The 14,713-nt window shown below is 37.8% G+C and carries 16 protein-coding genes; 11 read left to right on the top strand and 5 right to left on the bottom strand.

The annotated features are described in order from the left end of the window. The first annotated feature begins 359 nt into the window (after nt 1-359). The 3 genes from VBD025_RS01645 to VBD025_RS01635 all read left to right on the top strand — a co-directional run bounded on the left by VBD025_RS01645 (nt 360) and on the right by VBD025_RS01635 (nt 1,931). A complete protein-coding gene (locus VBD025_RS01645; RefSeq protein ID WP_430788668.1) occupies nt 360-647 on the top strand; it encodes a glutaredoxin family protein in 288 nt (95 codons plus the stop codon). Between the two features lie 71 nt (nt 648-718). Further along, nucleotides 719-1,069 carry a YppG family protein gene (locus VBD025_RS01640; RefSeq protein WP_430788666.1) on the top strand — a complete coding sequence of 117 codons (351 nt, stop codon included), beginning with the start codon at nt 719-721 and terminating at the stop codon, nt 1,067-1,069. A 160-nt stretch (nt 1,070-1,229) separates the two neighbouring features. Then, the gene (locus VBD025_RS01635) at nt 1,230-1,931 is read left to right on the top strand and encodes an alpha/beta hydrolase (RefSeq protein ID WP_430788664.1); all 702 of its coding nucleotides are present in this window, start codon (nt 1,230-1,232) and stop codon (nt 1,929-1,931) included. A gap of 33 nt (nt 1,932-1,964) precedes the next feature. Here the strand turns inward: VBD025_RS01635 and VBD025_RS01630 are convergent, their stop codons facing one another. Together VBD025_RS01630 and VBD025_RS01625 are read right to left on the bottom strand one after the other, a co-directional pair. Beyond that, on the bottom strand, nt 1,965-2,816 hold the full coding sequence (locus tag VBD025_RS01630; protein WP_430788662.1) for a DegV family protein: 852 nt from the start codon (nt 2,814-2,816) through the stop codon (nt 1,965-1,967). A 49-nt stretch (nt 2,817-2,865) separates the two neighbouring features. Further along, a complete protein-coding gene (locus tag VBD025_RS01625; protein WP_430788660.1) occupies nt 2,866-3,783 on the bottom strand; it encodes a DMT family transporter in 918 nt (305 codons plus the stop codon). A gap of 251 nt (nt 3,784-4,034) precedes the next feature. Here VBD025_RS01625 and VBD025_RS01620 point away from each other — a divergent pair, with 251 nt between their 5' ends. The 4 genes from VBD025_RS01620 (at nt 4,035) to VBD025_RS01605 (ending at nt 7,984) form a co-directional block, all read left to right on the top strand. Beyond that, nucleotides 4,035-5,531 carry a DEAD/DEAH box helicase gene (locus VBD025_RS01620; protein ID WP_430788658.1) on the top strand — a complete coding sequence of 499 codons (1,497 nt, stop codon included), beginning with the start codon at nt 4,035-4,037 and terminating at the stop codon, nt 5,529-5,531. A gap of 190 nt (nt 5,532-5,721) precedes the next feature. Next, entirely contained in the window at nt 5,722-6,201 is a 480-nt protein-coding gene (locus tag VBD025_RS01615) for a PH domain-containing protein (RefSeq protein WP_430788656.1), read from the top strand. Next, nucleotides 6,191-7,621, top strand: a complete 1,431-nt coding sequence (locus VBD025_RS01610; RefSeq protein WP_430788654.1) for a PH domain-containing protein — start codon at nt 6,191-6,193, stop codon at nt 7,619-7,621. The genes VBD025_RS01615 and VBD025_RS01610 overlap by 11 nt, the downstream gene beginning before the upstream one ends. Nucleotides 7,622-7,768: 147 nt before the next feature. Then, a complete protein-coding gene (locus VBD025_RS01605) occupies nt 7,769-7,984 on the top strand; it encodes a hypothetical protein (protein ID WP_430788652.1) in 216 nt (71 codons plus the stop codon). Between the two features lie 229 nt (nt 7,985-8,213). Here the strand turns inward: VBD025_RS01605 and VBD025_RS01600 are convergent, their stop codons facing one another. The 3 genes from VBD025_RS01600 to VBD025_RS01590 form a co-directional block, all read right to left on the bottom strand. Then, on the bottom strand, nt 8,214-8,366 hold the full coding sequence (locus tag VBD025_RS01600) for a YqaE/Pmp3 family membrane protein (protein ID WP_430788650.1): 153 nt from the start codon (nt 8,364-8,366) through the stop codon (nt 8,214-8,216). A gap of 22 nt (nt 8,367-8,388) precedes the next feature. Further along, on the bottom strand, nt 8,389-8,547 hold the full coding sequence (locus VBD025_RS01595; protein WP_430788648.1) for a hypothetical protein: 159 nt from the start codon (nt 8,545-8,547) through the stop codon (nt 8,389-8,391). An 864-nt stretch (nt 8,548-9,411) separates the two neighbouring features. Further along, nucleotides 9,412-10,173: a rhomboid family intramembrane serine protease gene (locus VBD025_RS01590; RefSeq protein ID WP_430788646.1), complete on the bottom strand. Its 762-nt coding sequence runs from the start codon at nt 10,171-10,173 to the stop codon at nt 9,412-9,414. Nucleotides 10,174-10,324: 151 nt separating this feature from the next. On the opposite strand from VBD025_RS01590, the gene acpS reads away from it, so the two are divergent. From acpS to alr, 4 genes are all read left to right on the top strand, one after another. Further along, the gene (gene acpS, locus VBD025_RS01585; protein WP_430788644.1) at nt 10,325-10,681 is read left to right on the top strand and encodes a holo-ACP synthase; all 357 of its coding nucleotides are present in this window, start codon (nt 10,325-10,327) and stop codon (nt 10,679-10,681) included. Nucleotides 10,682-10,743: 62 nt separating this feature from the next. Continuing rightward, nucleotides 10,744-12,243, top strand: a complete 1,500-nt coding sequence (locus tag VBD025_RS01580) for an NAD(P)H-hydrate dehydratase (protein WP_430788642.1) — start codon at nt 10,744-10,746, stop codon at nt 12,241-12,243. Nucleotides 12,244-12,310: 67 nt separating this feature from the next. Then, nucleotides 12,311-13,330: a LolA family protein gene (locus VBD025_RS01575; RefSeq protein ID WP_430788640.1), complete on the top strand. Its 1,020-nt coding sequence runs from the start codon at nt 12,311-12,313 to the stop codon at nt 13,328-13,330. 164 nt (nt 13,331-13,494) lie between these two features. Beyond that, entirely contained in the window at nt 13,495-14,616 is a 1,122-nt protein-coding gene (gene alr, locus VBD025_RS01570) for an alanine racemase (RefSeq protein ID WP_430788638.1), read from the top strand. Nucleotides 14,617-14,713: the final 97 nt, after the last annotated feature.

Genomic DNA, 14,713 nt, shown 5'->3' with positions numbered 1-14,713 from the left:
GGCGGTGACTCCAGCGGGAACAGCACGAGTCTGAAGGCCCCGCAGAGTGGGTTTCTCGAGGAGACTGAAGCCGTGCCCGCGGAAAGCATCCGCCCGCAACGATCCTGGACGGCTGCAATGGAAACAAATCTAATGTTAATTCGCAGTATAGAGATACTTTGTCAACTACTACAACGGATAGCGACCTTATTCTGCTATTTTACGGAGCCCTTCATTTTTCAGTCTGCAAAAGCTGAGTAACAGGTGATTGTAATCTTTTTGTAATGTTATTTTAATAAAAGAGTTTAAGTATCAGAAATAGGGGAATTTATAACTAAGATAAAAGAGGAACTTAGGATATGTAAAGGGAGGTGCACACCATGAATGAACATCAAGTTATTATTTATACTTCTGACAATTGTCCTGAATGTGAAGATTTGGTGGACCTGCTTAATGAGTGGAAAATTGAATTCACGGAGAAAAGCGTCTCTAATAATAATTCTACACTAAAAGAAATGCAGGCTAGAGGTATATATGGAACTCCTGTAACGTTTATAGATGACAATCCTGTCTTAGGTTACCAAGAAATTAAATTGAAGTACGAGCTCGGGATATCGAATAGCCAAGGCTCCTATTTCAGAAATGTGTATGAAGACTACGACAAATAACCCCATTTGACACATCCTTTCTCTGACTTGCATATTCTATTGTAAACAGAGGAAAAAGAGGTGTGTGTCAAATGATCAATAGACCAAATAATTATCCAGGACCATTTAATCATCGTCCACCATATCCACCATCCCATCAGCAATGGCATCAATCAGCTATACCACCATTTAACCCTACACCTTATCAAATGTATGCAAAACCTAAACAACCAGCTTATTGGAATTCTTTCTCGCAACCTAATCAAATGAATTATCCAGCCAAACCACCTGGTCAAAGTGGACTTCTTAATTATTTTCAGAATAAAAACGGTGAAGTTGATTTTGATAAGATGATGTCTACAGTAGGGCAAGTAGCGAATACTTTCCAGCAAATTTCTCCAATGGTAAAACAGTTTGGTTCCATAATGAAAAGCATTAAATAATGATAAACATGGGGGAGGCTGATGTATGTGAGTGTATTCATCAGCTTTTTTTTATTTGTAAAACAAACCAAAGCAGGGAATTAAATTCACACCGCAAAAGTAATAACTCAAGTGGAAAAAGGGTATTAAATAAGTACATAGATAAGAAAGGAGAATTCCTATGATCGCATGTCTTATCATACATGGCTATACTGGTGGACCATATGAAATAGAGCCCTTATCTGATTTTTTGAAAGAAGAAACAGACTGGCATATAGAAGTGCCCACACTTCCTGGTCATGGCAGAAAGCTTGCCTTAAAAAATGTTTCACATAAAAAATGGATAAATGCTGCTGAAAATTCACTTAAGCAGTTACTTGATAAATATGATGAAGTATATTTAATTGGTTTTTCTATGGGGGGGATGATCGCATCTTACCTAGCGGCAAAGTACAAGGTGGATAAACTAGTACTTTTAGCCTCATCCAGAAAATATCTATCGTTAAAACAAATTATTCTCGATGTGAACCAGGTAGTGGTCGATGGAGTAAAAGGAAATATTAAAAAGAACAAGTTGTATATTCATTATAGAAAGAAAATTGGTGGAGTGCCATTTAAAGCAAACATTGAATTTTTGAAGCTAGTTAAATTTACCAAGCCATATTTAAAAGAAATTGACTCTAGTGTGTTAATTGCTCAGGGACAAAAAGATGGAATGGTTCCATATAAAACTGCTTACTTTCTTGATAAGGAAATCAGTTCAAAAGTAAAAGAGGTTGTATTTTTTGAACGCTCACGGCATCTTATTTGCCTCGGAGATGATAAAGATACATTGAACAAAATGATATATGATTTTTTGTCGAAACAAGTAGCGGTCACGTAAAAAGGAGTAAGCCAGAATGTGGCATACTCCTTTTTATTTATAAAATGAAATTACAATCCCGCCTTCACCTGCATATGTTGAAATTAATGGGCCCATTTCTGCTAGGTAGGAGTCTTTGAATGGATATTGTCTCATGATTTCATTCATTAACTCTATAGCACTGCTTTCGGCGTTAGCGTGTGAAAGAACAATGATCTTTTCCTCGAAATCATTTGTATGTTCGCCAATCTGTTCAATTAGCCGTCTAATTGACTTCTTCCCTCCACGCACTTTTTCAGCTACTTCAATTGTGCCTTCTTCGCTGGCACGCATTAAAAGCTTGATGTTTAACGTTTTTGCGATGGCACCACGTACTTTATCAAGCCTTCCGCCCCGTATTAGATTATCCAGTGTTTTTAATGCAATTAAAGTCTCTATGTCATTCACGCGGTTAGTTAAATGTTCTTCAAGCTGGTCGAAGGTATAGCCTTCTTCCATTTTTTTATTAGCTTCGTGCAGAAATAGAGCCATTCCACAAGAAGCGGTTTTTGTATTAATAACAGCAATTTTACGATCTGGTTCTTCTTCCAGTAACATATTTTTGGCTAGAACAGCATTTTCATATGTAGTACTTAATCCCTTGGTAAGACTAAGGTTAATAATTGCTGTGTCCGGATCCACTTTTTTATAGGCTTCATAAAAGTCGTTAGGGCTTGGGGCAGATGAACGAGGCATCTCTTCAGACTTACTGATTTTTTCATAAAATTCATCCAGGGATAACGTGACACCACTGATATATTGCTTATCTTTAAAGTGCAAATACAATGGAACAACAATAATATCTAATGAGTCTGCTAAACTTTTTGGGAGATCCGCACCGCCATCTGTAATTAACTGAATACTCATACCTTCACCCTCTTTGTTTAGTTTGGTTATATTATATCAGTTTTTAGTACTAGGTATTACCTTTATTTTTGTACGAAATCGTAACTCTTCTTTTTTTAGTAGTGCTCATGATAAACAAGAACAAACCGAAGAGGACGATTGCACCACCAAGCCATTGCAGTCCAGTGACTTTTTCACCTAAAATAAAGTAAGCTAATGTGGTTGCCCCGATTGGTTCAAGCACGATAGCCATTGAGATTGTGGAAGTACTCACCCACCTGAGCGCCCAATTAAACATGGTATGACCCAGGAACGTTGGTACAATTGCAAGCGCAAGGAAGACCCACCAGTAGTCAGCAGGATACCCTACAAAAGAATATCCGAGTAAGATATTATAAATAAATAACGTGATAGTACTTACTCCGTAAACTACAAACGTATATGTCATTAAGGAAAGTCGTCTTCTTGTATTTTGTCCGACTAAGAAATAAGCGGTAACCATTATGGCACCAAGTATGGCTAATACATCTCCCAAAAGCGCTATACCGCTAATCTGAAAATCACCCCAACTGATAATGATGCTACCAAATAAAGCAATAATCATACTAATGACAGCGCCGGGTGTAAATCTTTCATGAAAGAAAAAATACGTCCCAAGAAAAGCGAAAATAGGCATTAGGCTGACAAGCACTACAGAACTTGCTACGGAGGTATAATTTAATGACTCAAACCAGAGAATGAAATGAAAGGCAAGAAATATTCCGCCAAACGTAACCATCATCCAGTCTTTCCTGGATATTAATTTAAACTCTTTTCTGTAATATAAAAGAATAATGGGTGACATAATAAGAACTGCAAATAGTAAACGATAATTCGCTATGATTGATGCTGGCGCTCCAGCAGCAAGCTTCACTAAAATTGCAGAAGTTGAAACTGCAATAATGCCGATGAAAACTGCAAAATGCGGGTTTGACGGAGGCATACGCATATGAGCCCTCCTTTTCATTTATGTTAATCATGGTCTGTGTAACCGATGTTTCTTATATTTATTAAGTTTATCATGGGAATGGTAAAAAATCATTTTATAGTTAGTAGTAGATAACTTCGTGAAATGTATGTTATGCTATAAGAACTGTTATTTAGTGCATGAGTGAAATGAAGTGAGGCCTCTTACCAGGAACGGGGGATGCCTTTTTTGTGCGAATAAATTTTTAAGAAAAAAAGGAGTAGACTAATAAGGTGACAACATTTAAAGAACTTAATGTATCTAGCCCAATCATGAAAGCATTAGAGAAGATGGGCTTTGAAGAAGCAACACCAATTCAGGCAGAAACAATTCCGTTAGCAATGCAAGGTAAAGACGTAATCGGACAAGCTCAAACAGGTACTGGTAAAACAGCTGCATTTGGCATACCGATGATCGAGAAAATTGATAAATCAGCTAAAACAATCCAAGGACTTGTAGTAGCGCCAACTAGAGAACTTGCTATACAAGTGGCTGAAGAAATTAATCGCTTGGGAAGATTTAAAGGAATCCGTACACTTCCAGTATACGGTGGACAGCATATGGATCGACAAATCCGTGCATTGAAAGACGGACCACATATTGTTGTAGCAACTCCAGGACGTCTGCTGGATCATATGCGCAGAAAGACAATTCGTATTGATAACGTTCAAACAGCAGTATTGGACGAAGCAGATGAAATGTTAAACATGGGATTCATTGATGATATTCGTGACATTCTTAAAGGAATTCCGGAAGATCGTCAAACATTACTGTTTTCAGCAACTATGCCGAAAGAAATTCGTAATATTGCTAACACATTAATGAAATCACCAGAAGAAGTAAAAGTAAAAGCGAAAGAAATGACTGTGGAAAATATTGATCAGTTCTTCGTTGAAGTTCCTGAACGTTTAAAGTTTGATACGTTGACGAATCACATTGATATACATGGTCCAACTTTAGCAATTATTTTCAGCCGTACCAAAAAGCGTGTGGATGAAATTGCTGAAGGATTACAAGCAAGAGGATTCCGTGCTGAAGGTATTCATGGCGATCTGACACAAGGTAAACGTATGTCCGTTTTAAACAAATTTAAAGGTGGACGTATTGAGATACTTGTAGCAACAGACGTAGCAGCTCGTGGTCTGGATATCTCAGGTGTATCACATGTATACAACTTTGATATTCCACAAGATCCAGAAAGCTATGTTCACCGTATCGGACGTACCGGACGTGCTGGTCGTACTGGTGAAGCAGTATCATTTATTACACCAAGAGAAATGGCACACCTTCATTTAATTGAAAAAGTTACAAATAGTAAAATGAAGCGTCTAATGCCACCGACTAATCAGGATGCACAACGCGGACAACAACAAGTTACTGTTAATAAGTTATTAAAAACATTGGAAAGCGATGATTTAAAATCTTATCACGAGACAGCTAACGAGTTATTACAGGACAACGATTCAATTTCTGTAATTTCAGCTGCACTTAAAATGTTGACGAAGGAACGCAGAGATACACCAGTATCTATTTCTTCCGTACAACCAATAAGTGTTAAAAAAGCACAAGGCGGCCGTGGCGGCGGCGGAAAAGATGGCAATCGTCGAAATAAGCGCAACTACGGACAACGTAGCCAGGGCGGACGTAATAACACGCAAGGTGGACGCGCGCAAGGCGGACGTAACAACCGTAAAGGTAACTTCCAAAAACGCAAAAGCAACCGAGACTAAGACTAAATACGCAACTAAATAATAGATACCACAACAAAGCTCCTAAGCGCAAAGGGAGCTTTTTTATTTGGAAAAGAAAAGCGGAGTGGGCTTGCTTAGCGACGAAAAGCACGACGAGTCATTTAAAGTGAGACTTTTTTAACCGATAAAACGTATAAGAAATTAGAATAAATTAAATGGGGGAAATTATATGCGCCAACCACCTGTTAATACAATAGCTGACGAGGCACTTAAAGCATGGAAATTAACAGCAGTTATATTTATGTCTATCTTATGGCTCCTGATTTTAGCTGGTTTGGTTTTATCGGTGATTTTTGATATTTCATTTTTGTATGCAGGAATAGGTATTCTCTTAGGTTTACTAATACACTACCTTTTTGTTTATTTATTGCCAAAGGTGAGATGGAATCGGTGGAGATATGAAATATTCGAACAGGAAATCTATATTCAACATGGAATTATCATCGTATCAAGAACGCTTGTGCCGATGATAAGAGTACAGCACGTGGACACCAAGCAAGGGCCGATTCTTAAGAAGTACCAGTTGGCAGGGGTAACTATTTCAACCGCCGCAACCACACATGAAATTCCTGCTTTACGAGAGGAAGACGCTGCTGGACTGAGGGATCGGATATCAGCACTTGCGAGGGTGGATGAAGATGATGTCTAAGAAACAACGATTACATCCGGCAGCGATAATATTTACATTGATAAAAACTTTCAAAGAAATGATTTTTACGATAGGTGTAGGTTTTTTTGCATTTAAGGATGCCGGTCTTATCTACCTAATTATGGGTATCTGTTTGTTTGTAGTAGTTGCACTTCTAGTTAGTACTTTATCCTGGTATCGCTATACATATCGTTTAGAGGAAGAGGAACTCCGTATTGAGTACGGCATCTTCATTCGCAAAAAACGCTACATTTCAAAAAACCGTATACAATCAATCGATCTGACGCAATCAGTCGTACACCGTATGTTTAAACTTGTTAGAGTTAATATAGAAACAGCAGGCAGCGGCACCGGCGCCGAAGCATCGTTAAAAGCTGTAAAGCTCTCAGCAGGCGAGAAGTTACGCAAAGAATTAAAAACAAATCAATCTTCAGTTATTGAGGAAACGGAAAGTCAAGAAGAAAGTGATCAGGCGCTAGTGAAAAAGATTACAACTAGACGATTGTTTTTAGCGGGAACTACTTCTGGCAGTATTGGGATTATATTTGTTCTATTTTCTGTTTTATTTTCAGAAATTGAACAGTTTGTTCCCGACGATTATTATGAAACGACTTTTGAGACGATTATAAGCTATAGTATTGTTCTGCTTGCGATTATGGTTCTAGCCTTAATCCTGTTGTTATGGGTTATGGGAATTGCTGGGACAATGATAAAATATGGTAACTTCACTATCAGGAAAAATGAAGATGAGCTGTATATTACAAGAGGTCTTCTTGAAAAGAAACAGACTACTATACCTATAAAAAGAATTCAGGCAGTTGGGGTTAATGAAAGTCTGCTGCGTCAGCCTCTTGGATATGTCACCGTTTTTGCTGAAGTTGCGGGTGGTTCGATTTCAAAAGGTGAAGAATTTTCGACAGTATTATTTCCAATTATGAAAAGAGATGAAGTGGATGACTTTCTGTCGCAATTTTTACCACAATATGGTACGGAAAGAAATAAGCTCACAGGATTACCAAGCAAAGCAAAAACGTTTTACATCGTACGATCAGCAATTTTACTGGTAGCAGCAATCATCATCATGCTGTTCTTTTTACCACAATTCATATTGGCGCCACTCATACTGCTCGTATTTGCAATTATCCTTGGTCTGCTTCAACATAAGGATGCTGGGATTCGAATAGATCATGAGCTGCTCACAATACGATATCGTGTAGTAAATCGAAAAACAATTGTATTATTTCATAAACGAATCCAATCGTTTGAAAATAAGCAGCATTTCCTGCAGCAAAGAGCGTCACTTGCGACGATCAGAACCTCGATCGTTTCAAAATTAGGCGCAGGGAAGCATTATACAATAAAAGATCTATCTACCAGGGATGTAATGGACTTGTTTGATTGGTATTCGTATCGTGACTAACAATCGAAAAACCAGTAGTTTCAGTTGTAATTAACGAAACTACTGGTTTTTATAATTAATACAAGTGAAAAATAACAAAAATTAAAAATTTTAGGTTTATGTTTTAAATGAAGGGGGGAAATAAATAGCATAAAGGAGATGATGGAAATGGAAAAATTCGAACTGTATGAAGTGGTAGAGAAATCAAAGGGCCTGCAAATTCATGTTTTTGAGAAAAAGGAAAAATGTATCCGTATGCTATATGTTAATCCGGAAACTCTGACACCACTCCAAAATCAACGTTGCCCTGAACATTTAGAGTTATATATCACTAATCAAAAAGAAGTAATTAAAACGAAATTGGATGAAGCGATCGCGGTCTAATATATCTTATATTATTCCTAATTATAGTGTTTTCAACTAAAGCGTATCAGGAGCTATTCATAATAAATGATTGTACTCTTTGGACTTATATCTTCTATTTTATCATTGTGAAATAATCCTCAGTTTCTGATACCGTATTTCTACTATATTCATTAATAACCCTCTTACTTAAATCCAGTTAAGACAAACAAAAAAACCGCATCATTTACGGTTTTTTTAATTTGCTATATTATTTTTTAGATTTATTGACAACTAAAACTGCGTGAATTGCACCAGGAATCCACCCTATAATGGTTAATAGGATATTAAGTAAAACCTGCATAGGTCTCCCTTTGAAAAATACTGCAACAGGAGGGAGTAAAATTGCTAATATGTAAGACATAAGTGCCTCCTTTGAAAGTTTATTAAATGATCATCCAAGCTAACAGTACAGTTACTGCTGCTATTGATGCTACACCTGCAAGCATAAATAAAAAGTCATTCATATTCATTCTTCCTATATTGTTGAATCCTAATTCATTGTCCTCATTGTAAGCTATATCTAACTGATTTTCATTATGCATTATGTAATCTCCTTTATGTTGTTGTATAGTAAAATAATGTCATAAGCTTTATAGTATATAGTTACCCTCAGTTATCATTTTAAAACTAGAAAATCGTTTTTTTTATAAAAAAAAGACAGTTTTCTTATAAATTGGTGTTTTAGTGCGCAATATCTCTATACTGCTAGGTAGTTGCCCTCCAGAGTCATCCCTAGGAAACTGAAAAATTTACATGAAGTACAAATAAAAGGATCTACCCACCGCATCTTCGAATATACTCCGCTTTCCGCGGGCGAGTGGTGAGCCTCCTCATGCTGTCGCACTCCGGGGTCTCACCGATCTCTTACTTCCCGCAGGAGTCTCCGTATATTCGAAGTAGCTAAGTTAAGTTGAACTTGTAATTTTAAAATCCATCACTTTTTCAGTGACTTCATCGTACTCAAGGTGATCTTACCTTGCCCGTACTCGCATTGAAGTTGACTTCCACCAGTGAAATTCACTTGTTGAGATATAGTGGATATGAAATTGCATTGTGCACACACGTTCGCAATAGTGAGATAACTACTGAAAAAGAGGTAGATGTTAAAAATTCTTTATTTCACCTTAACTTAGCATCATCGAATTCACGAGACTCCTGTGGGAACAGCACGAGTCTGAAGGCCCCGCAGAGTGCTCTTCTCGAGGAGACTGAAGCCGTGCCCGCGGAAAGCGATGTGAATTCGACGATGCGATCGCAGATCCACTAAATCCGTATTTCATGTAACTTTTTCAGTAATCAAAGACAGTGTGAAAATTGTAAGTTACTTCGCAGTTTCCATCTACAGCGAAGTATTTGGACGCAAAAAAAGACAAGGAATTTAATCCTTATCTTTTTTTGTTATAAGTTCACAAGAACCTTCCCAGTATTCCAAGAATAACGAGAACACCAAACGCTGACCAAAGAACAACCTTGAGTGTCTTCTTATTTTTCCTCTTTTTATCCCATCGGTTCGGATCAAATTGAGTAGAAGCACCGCTGTATTTACTTTGGTTACGATAAATGGAGAAAGGTTGAACATTCGCAAGAAAAATCGGACCCAATGCCAATCCCCCAAGCAATCCAAAAATATGTGCTGCAACATTAATTCCTGGTCGGATAAACGTCATAACTAAACCGATAACCAGAATAGTGACAACGATGCGAGCGTTTTGACTATCAATTAAGTGTTTGCGAAACATTACCATGAAGACATACATGCCAAGTAGACCATAAACAGCGCCGGATGCGCCAACATACGTGTAAAACGCACCTGGAGCTATAAAATAGGTTCCTATACTTCCAGCAAGACCTGCTAGTAAGTACATAGTGAGAAACTTAAATTTTCCAAGCATTTGTTCAAGTGCTGGACCAAATAACACTAATGCAAATGAATTAAACAGTGTATGGCCTAAACCAGCATGAAAGAAGATGGATGTCAGAAGCCGCCAGTATTCACCTTGACTAATTAAAATATTGCTTCCAGCGCCCCATTGATAAAGCTGTACACCAATTGGCAAGGATAGAATATTGACTAGTAACATCAACGCTAGATGAATAATAACAATAGTTGAAACTACAGGATATAAATGAATGAATTCTTTTATACTTTTTTCAGATCGTATAAACATTGGAAACCCCCGTCGAAGGTAATTTTTATAAAACAGATTTTCGGGTATTATTAGTATAATAACGTTTCATCCACAGTATGACCATTAAAACGAAACAGTAAAGCAAGTAAACAGCGAAAATGTCTAAGCGTACAGAGAGGATAAAATATTTATGATCAAAGGAATTGGAATAGATATAATAGAGATAGACCGGATTAGAAAAAGCATAGAGAAAAATAGTCGGTTAGTGAATCGGGTTCTAACACCAGAAGAACAAATTGTCTATCAAGATTTAAAAAGTCAGTCACGACAGATTGAGTTTTTGGCTGGCAGGTTTGCGGCCAAGGAAGCTTTTGGGAAAGCTGCAGGAACTGGAATCGGGAAGTTGAGTTTTCAGGATATACACGTAGCTGCAAATGAAAACGGTGCTCCGTCCATAGTCGTGGAAGGGTATCACACGCGGCATATATTCATTTCAATCTCACATTCTAAAGACTATGCGGTTGCTCAAGTAATTATAGAAGAATAGTTGATGTTGCATATTTGGAGAGTTTGTCTCATATATTTTAGTGCGGGTAGGAGGAAATGGTAATGTTTATTGTCACCGCAAAAGAAATGTACGATGTAGACCGTCATGCCGTGGATTCTATCGGATATGACGGAAGAATTTTGATGGAGAATGCAGGTAGAGCTATTAGCGAGAACATGAAATCGATTCTTTCAAAACATGATCAAATTTGTATTCTGATTGGGGCAGGAAACAACGGAGGCGATGGGTATGTTATTGCACGAACGTTATTAAATGAGGCTTATAGCGTAAACGTCGTGCAGGTCGTTCCTGATGAAAAAATAACAGGGGATGTACGCTATCACAAAGACATTTTTGTGAAATGCGGAGGGACGCTGAACATAGTCAGCACAGCAGAAGAAGCTGAAAAACACGTTCAATCCGCAAGCGTAATAATAGATGCAATGCTGGGAATTGGTGTAAAAGGCGCATTGCGTGAACCAATCCAGTCTATTGTTTCCCTAATAAATCAAAACGCGGTAAAGGTGATTGCTGTAGATATACCTACTGGATTGCCCAGTTGCGAAGGGGTCAAAGAGTTTCAAGCAATTCAGGCGGATTTCACAATTACTATTGAAGCAGCTAAAGAAAGTGCCTTTATTCCGCACACTGCCCCATATTACGGAAGCATTGAAATAGTTAAGATTGGTGTTCCATCACAACTATTTCAGATGTATACAAAAAAAGATACATGGGAAGAAAGCGATTTTAAAAACACTCTACCGGAACGAAATGCATTTTCCCACAAAGGGACGCATGGTAAAGGTTTGGCAATAGGTGGTAGTAAAGAAATGCCTGGGTCAATTGCAATGACGGCAAAGGCAGCCTTGCGAGCGGGGGTTGGACTAGTAGCGATTGGAACGTCTGAGAAAGTGATCCAATCTATTGCTTCGGCCTGCCTGGAAGCTACATTTATAGAACTTCCTAAGGATAGTACGGAGAATGTATTACAATATGATAATTATGATGCAGTTGCAATAGGGATGGGGCTAGGACGTGAGAAGCAGGCATATGATTACGTTCAAAATAGTCTGAAGCAAGCTTCTTGTCCTTTAATTATTGATGCAGATGGTCTGTTCCATATAAAAAATAATTTGGATGTACTAAAAGACCGATCTGCTGCCACAATTCTAACGCCTCATCCTGGTGAGATGGCAATGCTGATGGATTGTACAATCGATGAGATAGTACATGCACCATTTGCACACGCCAAAAAATTCAGCAGGGAATATGGTGTGTACGTAGTCTTAAAAGGGAAATATACGATTATTACCACACCGGCTGGAAAACAAACTGTAAATCATAAGGGGAATCCAGGGCTTGCTAAGGGCGGAAGCGGCGATGTTTTGACTGGAGTAATTTTATCAATGGTAATGCAGAATCAATCTATAGAGGAAGCAATCTGTAATGCATGCTTTTTAAATGGAAAGGCAGCCGATGCCTGTATCGAAGAAGGACATTCCTATTACGACCTATTGGCCACAGACGTTATCAATGGTTTGCCAATCGTATTACGTACATGATTTAAAGAGAGCGCGGTGACAACTACATTCCTTTTGTCCTTGGAATCGAGACAAAGGAGATATGTATATGAAAAAAATAAGTAGCATTTGGTTAGTGCTTGCCTTAGGTTTGGTTTTAATACTTTCCGCTTGTGGCGAAAAGTCACAGGAGGACGTCTTAGAAAAATTGGACGAAAAGCTCGAGAAGGCAGATGGTTATAAAGCTACAGCAGAAATGAAAATGGATACTGGTCAGGAAAGTCAACAGTTCAATATTGATGTCTGGCATAAGAAAAAAGATTTATACCGCGTTAAGTTAATGAATAGTCAAGACGAAAAAGGTAATCAGGTTATCTTGAAAAATAAAGAAGGTGTATTTGTATTAACACCATCATTAAACAAAAGCTTTAAATTCCAATCAAAATGGCCGGATAATGGCAGCCAGCCATACTTGTACCAATCACTTATAAACGATATTAAAAAAGATAGTGAAGCTACTTTCAGTTCATCGGATAAACATTATGTTTTCCAAACGAAAACAAATTATCAAAGCAATAACAATCTTCCGTATCAGGAAATCTACTTTGATAAAAAAACCTATACTCCAGTTTTGGTTAAAGTGATGGATAAGGATAAAAAGGCAGTTGTTGAAGTTAAATTTACCAGCTTCAAAATGGATCCAGGTCTTAATGAAAAAGACTTTGAAATGGATAAAAACATGACAAGCAGTTCTTCAGAAGAAGCAGTTTCTGCAGATCCTGCTACTACTAATAATTTTGAACTTTTATTCCCATTAAACACAGCTGGTGCTGCATTATCTAAACAAACAGAAACGGAATTTGAAAACGGAAAACGAGTTATCATGTCATTTTCAGGTGATAAAAACTTTACGTTAGTAGAAGAAACGGTTGATACAGTTACTACGATGAGTTCACCGCAGCTGGTAACCGGTGAAATTGTAAATCTGGGATTTGCTGTTGGAGCATTATCGGAGAATTCTATAGAATGGCATTACAATGGAATGGAATTTTATTTAGCAAGTGATGATTTAACGCGTGAAGAATTAATAGAAGTTGCGAAATCAGTACAAGGTAAAGAAATTAAATAGAAATCTTGGCAGACTCATAAAGAAAGGGGGTCTGCTTTTTGTTTTAAGTTAACTCTAAATGCAGCGTGAAAATCCTTCAGACTGATTATTGACAGTGTACAAGGAAAGCGAAATAATAGAGGATATACTAATTTTATATACGAGACGAAGGGAGATAGAATGTTTTGTCAGATGGATTTTATCGACCAACCTGGGTTGAAGTGGACCTGGATGCTATTGAACATAACATAAAACAAATGAAGCAAATGCTATCTCCAAACAGTAATATATTTGCTGTTGTAAAAGCAAATGGATACGGTCATGGAGCTGTTGAAATAGCAAGAACGGCTTTACGCGCTGGAGCAGAGGCATTGGCAGTTGCTTTGCTCGAAGAAGCGCTTGAACTTAGAAAAGCAGGAATTCCTGCACCTATCCTTGTATTAGGGTGGGTTGCGCCGGAAGATGCGTCTATTGCGGCTGAACATGATATAACTCTTACATTTTTTCAGGAATCGTGGTTAAAAGAGGTAAGTTCTCACCTGAATTCAAAAGAATTGAAGCTTCATATGAAATGGGATACTGGTATGGGACGTATCGGTGTTCGGACGGTAGAGGAATTAGGTTCGATCACTCAAGCGCTCAAGGCAAATACAGTTATTCAATTAACAGGAATTTATACGCATTTCGCTACTGCAGACGAAGAAAATCTGGATTACTACTATGAACAGCAGCGACGTTTCGAACAATTATTAGCAGAATTTAATTGTATGTGGGATAAACCCGTAGATATTCATATTGGCAATAGCGCTGCTTCTATACGCTTTCCTGAAAAAATGCACCAATACATTCGACTTGGGATAGCCATGTATGGACTTTATCCTTCTGAAGCGGTGCAGAATGAAAAATTGATTAACCTGAGACCTGCTTTTTCGTTATTTAGTCGTTTAATACATGTAAAAGAAGTTCCAAAAAACGAATATATCAGTTATGGTGCAACCTACGTTACTCAGGAAAGGGAATGGATTGGTACCATTCCAATTGGTTATGCGGACGGCTGGACCCGTGCCTTGCAGGGAATGGAGGTTATGATTGAAGGAAATCGCATGCCTATAGTCGGCCGGATTTGTATGGATCAGACAATGATTAGGCTGGACAAAGAATATCCTGTTGGTACTAGGGTAACACTAATTGGAAAGAGCTTAAGCGCAGAAATAACAGTGGATGAAATAGCGAACTATTTAAATACCATTAACTATGAAATACCTTGTATGATAAGTGATCGCATTCCAAGAGTTTTTGAAAGGTAATATTCGTCCTAATGTTCGGGGTCATATAAAGGTAAGGAATATCATAAGTATTTATTAGCAGGTAAAAAAGTATAAATCCTTTCTTACTGTAAAAGTG

This window comes from Virgibacillus flavescens, assembly GCF_050574275.1.
Taxonomy (GTDB): domain Bacteria; phylum Bacillota; class Bacilli; order Bacillales; family Amphibacillaceae; genus Virgibacillus_F; species Virgibacillus_F flavescens.
This window is presented reverse-complemented; position numbering and strand designations above follow the sequence as displayed.

Excerpts from the sequence above, each read along its gene's own strand:
- VBD025_RS01645 (WP_430788668.1), top strand. The coding sequence starts at position 360 with ATGAATGAACATCAAGTTATTATTTATACTTCTGACAATTGTCCTGAA.
- VBD025_RS01640 (WP_430788666.1), top strand. The coding sequence starts at position 719 with ATGATCAATAGACCAAATAATTATCCAGGACCATTTAATCATCGTCCA.
- VBD025_RS01635 (WP_430788664.1), top strand. The coding sequence starts at position 1,230 with ATGATCGCATGTCTTATCATACATGGCTATACTGGTGGACCATATGAA.
- VBD025_RS01630 (WP_430788662.1), bottom strand. The coding sequence starts at position 2,816 with ATGAGTATTCAGTTAATTACAGATGGCGGTGCGGATCTCCCAAAAAGT.
- VBD025_RS01625 (WP_430788660.1), bottom strand. The coding sequence starts at position 3,783 with ATGCGTATGCCTCCGTCAAACCCGCATTTTGCAGTTTTCATCGGCATT.
- VBD025_RS01615 (WP_430788656.1), top strand. The coding sequence starts at position 5,722 with ATGCGCCAACCACCTGTTAATACAATAGCTGACGAGGCACTTAAAGCA.
- VBD025_RS01610 (WP_430788654.1), top strand. The coding sequence starts at position 6,191 with ATGATGTCTAAGAAACAACGATTACATCCGGCAGCGATAATATTTACA.
- VBD025_RS01605 (WP_430788652.1), top strand. The coding sequence starts at position 7,769 with ATGGAAAAATTCGAACTGTATGAAGTGGTAGAGAAATCAAAGGGCCTG.
- VBD025_RS01600 (WP_430788650.1), bottom strand. The coding sequence starts at position 8,366 with ATGTCTTACATATTAGCAATTTTACTCCCTCCTGTTGCAGTATTTTTC.
- VBD025_RS01595 (WP_430788648.1), bottom strand. The coding sequence starts at position 8,547 with ATGCATAATGAAAATCAGTTAGATATAGCTTACAATGAGGACAATGAA.
- VBD025_RS01590 (WP_430788646.1), bottom strand. The coding sequence starts at position 10,173 with ATGTTTATACGATCTGAAAAAAGTATAAAAGAATTCATTCATTTATAT.
- acpS (WP_430788644.1), top strand. The coding sequence starts at position 10,325 with ATGATCAAAGGAATTGGAATAGATATAATAGAGATAGACCGGATTAGA.
- VBD025_RS01580 (WP_430788642.1), top strand. The coding sequence starts at position 10,744 with ATGTTTATTGTCACCGCAAAAGAAATGTACGATGTAGACCGTCATGCC.
- VBD025_RS01575 (WP_430788640.1), top strand. The coding sequence starts at position 12,311 with ATGAAAAAAATAAGTAGCATTTGGTTAGTGCTTGCCTTAGGTTTGGTT.